The organism is Streptomyces sp. NPDC059080 (assembly GCF_042739975.1).
Taxonomy (GTDB): domain Bacteria; phylum Actinomycetota; class Actinomycetes; order Streptomycetales; family Streptomycetaceae; genus Streptomyces; species Streptomyces benahoarensis.
In genome coordinates this window covers 68,538-75,915 of record NZ_JBHYGX010000017.1, presented here as the reverse complement: position 1 = coordinate 75,915, position 7,378 = coordinate 68,538, and the positions used below count along the sequence as shown (strand labels likewise).

General features: G+C 72.5%; 2 protein-coding genes and 1 pseudogene. 1 reads left to right on the top strand and 2 read right to left on the bottom strand.

The window, feature by feature from the left end:
• A pseudogene (locus ACFWWQ_RS16195) lies at positions 1 to 1,367 on the top strand (glycoside hydrolase family 3 protein); the annotation flags it as partial.
• Between the two features lie 78 nt (positions 1,368 to 1,445).
• Here the strand turns inward: ACFWWQ_RS16195 and ACFWWQ_RS16190 are convergent.
• Complete coding sequence (locus ACFWWQ_RS16190; RefSeq protein ID WP_384596439.1) at positions 1,446 to 2,858, bottom strand: S28 family serine protease; 1,413 nt, start codon at positions 2,856 to 2,858, stop codon at positions 1,446 to 1,448.
• A gap of 117 nt (positions 2,859 to 2,975) precedes the next feature.
• Positions 2,976 to 6,899, bottom strand: a complete 3,924-nt coding sequence (locus ACFWWQ_RS16185; RefSeq protein WP_384596436.1) for an ABC transporter ATP-binding protein — start codon at positions 6,897 to 6,899, stop codon at positions 2,976 to 2,978.
• Between the last annotated feature and the right edge of the window lie 479 nt (positions 6,900 to 7,378).

Here is a 7,378-nt window from a genome sequence, read left to right as displayed (position 1 = left end):
CGCCCGCCACCCTGCTGCCCGGCGCAATGGCGCTCGGCGCCGGGGGCTCCCGCGCCGACGCCACGACGGCGGCGCGGGTCAGCGGCGCCGAGCTGTACGCGATGGGCATCCGGCAGGACTTCGCCCCGGACGCCGACGTCAACGTCAACCCCGCCAACCCGATCATCGGCGTCCGGTCCTTCGGCTCCGATCCGCAGGCCGTGGCGCGGATGGTCACCGCCCAGGTACACGGCTACCAGGGCGCCGGGGTGGCCGCCTGCGCCAAGCACTTCCCCGGGCACGGCGACACCGACGTCGACAGCCACGTCGGGCTGCCCACCATCCACCACACCGCCGAGGAGTGGGAGCGGCTGGACGAGCCGCCGTTCCGTGCCGCCGTGGCCGCCGGGATCGACGTGATCATGTCGGCGCACATCGTCGTCCCCGCCTTCGATCCCAGCGGGGACCCGGCGACCCTCTCGCACCCCATCCTCACCGGGCTGCTGCGCGAACGGCTCGGCTACGACGGCGTGGTGATCACCGACTCTCTGGGCATGCAGGGCGTACGCGAGAAGTACGGCGACGCACGAGTGCCGGTCCTGGCGCTCAAGGCGGGCGTCGACCAGCTGCTCAACCCGCCGGACCTCGCCGTCGCGCACGCCGCCGTCGTCCGCGCCCTGAAGGACGGCGAGCTGTCCGAGGCCGGCATCGACGCCAAACTGCTGCGCATCCTGCTGCTCAAGGAGCGCCGCGGCCTGTTCGCCGATCCGTACACCTCGCGGGCCGAGGTCGACCGGGTGGTGGGCGTCCGCCGCCATCTGGAGACGGCGGACGCGCTCGCCGACCGGACGACGACGCTGCTGCGCAACACCAGCGGGGTGCTGCCGCTCTCCCGCCGCCGCGAGCACCGGCTGCTGGTGGCAGGGGCGGACGCGGCCGCGCCGTCCGGGACGGGCGGGCCGCCCACCGGGGTGCTGGCCCGGGAACTGGCCGGGCTCGGCTTCGCCGCGACCGCGCTGTCCACGGGCATGACGCCGGACCGGGCGGTGATCGACGCGGCGGTGGCGGCGCTCGGCGAGCACGACGCCGCGGTTGTCGCGACGTACGACGTCACGCCCGGTTCCCCGCAGCGCGCGCTCGTCGAGGCGCTGCTCGCCACGGGGAAGCCGGTGGTGCAGCTCGCGGTCCGCAATCCGTACGACATCGCGCAGCTCGACGGCGTACGGGCGGGGCTGGTGAGTTACGGGTGGACCGACGTCGAAGTGCGGGCGGCGGCGCGGGTGATCGCCGGGCGGCGGTCGCCGCGGGGGCGGTTGCCGGTGCCGGTGATGCGGGCCGACGCACCGGACGAGGAGCTGTACCCGGTCGGTCACGGGCTGACGTACTGACACACGGGGCGCGCCCCTCCCAGGCGGAGGGGCGCGCCGTAACGTTCCGCCGGACCGTGACCGGCCCGGGATCCGGGCTCAGGGCCGCAGCGGCGGGGTGCGGCGCAGCTCCTGCCGGTCCAGCTTCCGGTCATAGGGGGCCTGTGCGGTGGCCTTGCCGTCGGTGGCGACGCCCGCCCACTTCAGGAGGGAGGCGGTGGCCTTCGTGCGGTCCGCGTCCTTGAGCTTGGCGATGTTGGAGCCGTGGTTGCCGCCGGGCACGGTGTAGACGTAGGAGTCCCGGGCACCCTTGCCCAGTTCGAAGTGTTCCGAACTCCACGGGTCCCACTGGCCGTTGACGAACATCATCCGCTGCGCGTGCTGGCGCACCCAGCGGTCGACGTCGGGCATGGCGCGCTTGTCGAACCGCATCGGGATGTCACGCGGCACGAACGTCCGCGAGTTGTTGATGCCCGGGTACTTCAGCAGGCCCTTGAGGTGCGGGTAGCCGTATCCGGGCTCACCGAGCTGCGTACCGGCCTGGTAGTAGTACGGCGTGTACGGCTCCACGCCCTGGTCGGTGTAGCTGCCGAAGCCGCCGACCTCGTCCATCCAGTTCCACAGCGCGTCGGTGGACACGTCCGGGGAGGGCACGTCCTTGCAGGCGGTGGCGGCGGGCTGGTACTGCCAGAAACCGAACACCAGGTCCGTCACCAGCACTTCGTAGGCGCGGTCGACGGATCCGAAGAGGCGGAAGGTCTTCTTCTCCTTCTCGGCCCACCGGGCGAACCGCTCATCCATCTCGTCGCGGCGGTTGAGCGCCTCACGGGTGAGGGCGTGCAGCGCCGTGCGGCACTCCGGGGTACCGACGGTGCGGAAGAACCGGTCGTACGCGGAGTCCTCGTCGTTGACGACGTCGTTGGGCGCGACGTAGGCGACGGTGCCGTTCATGTCGTCGGGGTGGAAGCGGCGGAAGTACGTCGCCGTCATACCGCCCTTGCTGCCGCCGGTGGCGATCCAGTTCTTCCCGTAGATGCGGTGCAGCGCCTGGTAGATGCGGTGCTGGTCGTCGGCCGCCTGCCGGATGTCCAGCTTCTTCCAGTCGGCGGGCTGCGGCCGGGAGGGCGTGAAGTAGCGGTATTCCAGGGAGACCTGGTTGCCGTCGATGATCTGCGTCGGCTCGCTGCGGGACGGGGTGGTGCTGACGTTGTAGCCCGAGGTGTAGAAGACGGTCGGGCGGTCGACCGCCTTGTGCAGCACGGTCAGCCGCTGCTCGAACGTGCCCCGGGCGGGGTGGCGGTGGTCGACCGGCTGGGTGTACGTGAGGACGAAGTAGCGGTAACCGTCGACCGGCTTCTCCTCCACCAGATGCATGCCCGGTATCGCGAGCAGGCGCTCCTTGATGTCCTGCGTCTCCGGCGCGGCGGTGGCAGCTCCGGCCGGGGCGGTGGTGGCGCCCGCCGTGCCGATCAGGACGGCAAGCGGCACCAGCCAGCTGAGCGTTCTTCGCATGATCACTCCCCAGGGGTCGCGGAATTCGCGCCGAACCTACCCGGGGGAATCGGGGCCGACCAGCACCGATGGGTAACGTCTGTCCGGCGGGGGTTGGCCGCCCCCGCCGGGCCGTGGTCAGATCCGCGCCGTCGCCTCCTCTCCGGCGAACGCGCGCCACAGGGCGGCGTAACGGCCGTCGAGGGCGAGGAGTTCGGCGTGGGTGCCGTCCTCGGCGACCCGGCCACGGTCCATCACCACGACCCGGTCGGCGCGCGCCGCGGTCGTCAGACGGTGGGCGACGACGAGGGTCGTACGGCGTCCGGCGAGCCGGTCGGTGGCCTGGTTGACGACGGCCTCGGAGGCGAGGTCGAGGGCGGCGGTGGCCTCGTCGAGCAGCAGGATGTCGGGGTCGACCAGTTCGGCGCGGGCCAGGGCCAGCAGCTGGCGCTGACCTGCGGAGAGGTTGCGGCCGCGCTCGGCGACGTCATGGAGGTAGCCGCCGTCGAGGGTGGCGATCATCGCGTGGGCGCCGACCGCGTGGGCCGCGGCCTCCACCTCGGTGTCGGTGGCGTCCGGCCGTCCGTAGGCGATGGCGTCACGGACCGTACCGGCGAAGAGGTACGACTCCTGGGGGACGATGCCAAGGCGGTGGCGGTAGCCGGTGAGGTCCAGCTCCCGCAGGTCGGTGCCGTCGGCGCGGACGGCCCCGGCGGTCGGGTCGTAGAAACGGGCGACCAGCTTGACGAGGGTGGACTTTCCGGCGCCGGTCTCGCCGACGAAGGCGACGGTCTGCCCTGCGGGGATCGTCAGGTCGATGCCGGTCAGCGCCTGTTCGGTGCCCTCGCGCCGCGCGCCGTAGTGGAAGTCCACGCCGTCGAAGGTGATCTCGCCGCGCAGCTCCGGCACCGGGCGGGGGTGTGCGGCGGCGGGGGTGGTGGTCGGCTCGCGCAGCAGCTCCTGGATGCGGCCGAGCGAGACGGATGCCTGCTGGTAGCCGTCGAAGACCTGGGAGAGCTGCTGGACGGGGGCGAAGAACAGGTCGATGTAGAGGAGGTAGGCGACGAGCGCACCGGCCGTCAGCGTGCCCGCGCCGACCCGTCCGGCGCCCACTATCAGTACCAGGGCGGCGGCGACCGACGACAGCAGCTGCACGAACGGGAAGTACACCGATATCAGGAACTGGCCGCGGACCCGGGCCTGGCGGTAGGCGTGACTGCGGTCGGCGAACCGCGCGGCGCCCATGCCCTCGCGCCGGAACGCCTGGACGATCCGCAGCCCTGCGACGCTCTCCTGGAGGTCGCCGTTGACGACGCTGATCCGCTCACGGGCCAGCTCGTACGCCTTGACACTCTGCTTGCGGAAGAAGTACGTGCCGAGGATCAGCGGCGGGAGGGTGGCAAAGACGATCAGGGCCAGCTGGACGTCGATGACGAGCAGCGCAACGAGGATGCCGCCGAAGGTCAGCACCGAGACGACGGCCGTGACCAGGCCGGTCTGCAGGAACGTCGACAGCGCGTCGATGTCCGTGGTCATCCGCGTCATGATCTTGCCGGTGAGTTCGCGCTCGTAGTAGTCGAGGCCGAGACGCTGGAGCTGGGCGAAGATCTTGACGCGGAGGGAGTACAGGACCCGCTCACCGGTGCGGCCGGTCATCCTGTTGCCGCCGATCTGCGCGGCCCACTGGACGAGCACCGTCACCAGGGCGAGGAGCGCGGCCGTCCACACCCCGGCGAGCACCCCGCGGCGGACGCCTTCGTCGATGCCCTGCCGGATGAGGATCGGCACCAGGAGACCGCCGATGGCGTCCACGGCCACCAGGCCGAGGGCGATCAGCAGCGGTCCGCCGAAGCCGCGCAGCAGTTGTCGCAGGCCGTACGAGCCCTCGGCCGCGGCGGCCCGCTCCTCGTCGACGTCCGGGGTGTCGGTGGCCGACGGGAGCTCGGCGACCTGTTCGAGGAGTTCGGGGGTCGCTGCCGGTCCGGTCGCCGCTCCCGGGGCGCCGTCGGTGTCGCGGCGGACCCACAGCTCGGGGGTGATGCCGTGGGGGCCGGGGGCGCCGCCCGGGGTGACGGGGTGGCCGCCGTCAGAGTGCGCGCCGTCCTGGTGGGCGCCGTCGGGGCGGGCCGTCGCGGGGCCCGTGGGGAGTGGTTCGAGGAGGCCGGCCGCGGCGGATTCGCCGTCGAAGGCGCCCGCCACCTCGCCGGCCGGGTCGTGCGGGTCGCCGCCCAGCTCGTCCGGGTCGGTCAGCAGGCTGCGGTAGAGGGGACAGCGGGCGGTGAGTTCGTCCTGGGTGCCGATGTCGACGAGCCAGCCGCCGTCGAGCACGGCGACGCGGTCGGCGAGGGCCAGGGTGGAAGCGCGGTGGGCGATCAGCAGCGTCGTGCGGCCCGCCATCACCCCGCGCAGCGCTTCGTGGATCTCGTGCTCGACGCGGGCGTCGACAGCGGAGGTCGCATCGTCCAGTACCAGCAGCCGCGGGTCGGTGAGGATGGCGCGGGCGAGGGCTATGCGCTGCCGCTGCCCCCCGGAGAGCGTCAGGCCCTGCTCGCCGACCTTGGTGTCGTACCCCTCGGGCAGCGCGCTGATGAAGCCGTCGGCCTGCGCGGCGCGGGCGGCCGTACGGATCTGCTCGTCGGTGGCCTCCGGGTGGCCGTACGCGATGTTGTCGCGCACCGAGTCGGAGAAGAGGAAGCTGCTCTCGGGCACCAGGCCGATGACGGAGCGCAGCGACTCCAAGGTGAGGTTGCGGACGTCGTGGCCACCGATCAGGACGCGACCGGCGGTGACGTCGTAGAAGCGGGGCAGCAGCAGCGAGACGGTGGACTTGCCGCTGCCGGACCGGCCGACGACGGCGACGGTCTCCCCCGGGGCGATGCGCAGCGAGAAGCCGTCCAGTACGGGGCGGGGCGCGGTGGTGCCGCCCGGGGCGGGCTTCTCGGAGGCGTCGGCGGCCGGGGCTCCGGCAGCCTCGGCTTCGTGTTCGGGCTCGGCGGTGGCGGCCTCGCCGTAGCCGAAGGAGACGGCGTCGAATTCGACGGTCGCGGGGACGTCGGCGGGGAGTTCGTGGGCGTCGGGGCGCTCCCCGACGACCGGGTCGGTGTCGATGAGTTCGTAGACCCGCTCGACCCCGGCCCGCGCCTGCTGGCCGACGGTCAGCACCACGGCCAGCATCCGGACCGGGCCGACGAGCTGGGCGAGGTAGGTGGAGAAGGCGACAAAGGTGCCCAGGGTGACCTCGCCGCGGGTGGCCATCCAGCCGCCGAGGGCCAGCATCGCGACCTGTCCGAGGGCCGGGACGGCCTGGAGGGCGGGGTTGTAGACGGCGTTGAGGCGCACCGTGCGCAGCCGTCCGGCGAACAGCTTGCGGCCCACGTCCCGGAGCTTGCCGGTCTCCTGCTGCTCCTGCCCGAAGCCCTTGACGACGCGGACGCCGGAGACCGCGCCGTCCACGACGCCCGCGACCGCGGCGGCCTGGCTCTGGGCGTACCAGGTGGCGGGGTAGAGGCGCGCGCGGCTGCGCTTGGCGACGAACCACAGGGCCGGGGCGACGGCCAGCGCGATGACCGTGAGCAACGGCGAGAGCACCAGCATCACGACCAGCGAGACCAGGAAGAGCAGGACGTTCCCGATCATCATGGGCGTCATGAAGAGCAGGCTCTGGATGAGCTGGAGGTCGCTGGTGGCGCGGCCGACGACCTGGCCGGTGCTCAGCTCGTCCTGACGCCGTCCGTCGAGCCGGGCGATCGAGCCGTACATGCGGGTGCGGAGATTGTGCTGGACGTCGAGGGCGAGCCGTCCGCCGTAGTAGCGGCGGACATAGGTGAGGGCGTAGACGACGACCGCGGCGACGATCATGAGGGTGGCCCAGGGGGCGAGCGCGCGGTCATGGCGGACGATCACATCGTCGATGATCAGCTTCGGGATGAGCGGCACCAGCGCCATGACCGCCATACCGCCCAGCGAGGAGCCGAGGGAGAGAAGCACATCCGTCCTGTGATGCCAGCAGTCGCGGATCAGCCTCCGCGCCCAGCTCTGTCCTGCCGTTTCCGTCCCCGCCACCCGGTGCCTCCCGCGCCTCGTCCTTGACGGAATATTCCAACATCGCTAACGGCGGATTTCATCCCGCTGCCGCACTCCGCGCGGGAGATCGGTCAGGAATCCGGGTCTTCCCCGAGATGGAGTCAGGGGGAGTCAGGGGCGATCTCCGGGGGATCCCTGATGGCGACCGAGCCGGGCAACCGTCACGCTGAGTGACATGAGAACACGGATTCGCGCACTCGGCCCCTCCAACCGCTCGTCGACGCCGCCCGAGCGGTGCGGCGTCTCCCCTTCGACCTGCTCCTCGGCGTCTTCCGCTCTGCCCACGGGCGCGGCCGGGGCACCGCCGACCGCGCGGCGGGCGCGATATCCGGCCGACCGTGACACGGACGGCGTGCGGCGGGGGGGGGCGCGGGGGGGGGGGGGCGGGCCGCGGCGGGCGCCGGCGCGGGCGGGGGGGGGAGGGGGGGGCGCCGGCCCCGCCCCGGCGGGGGACAGAC

What these genes read in the sequence shown, in the direction of transcription:
- ACFWWQ_RS16190 (WP_384596439.1), bottom strand. Translation starts at nt 2,858, where the DNA reads ATGCGAAGAACGCTCAGCTGGCTGGTGCCGCTTGCCGTCCTGATCGGC.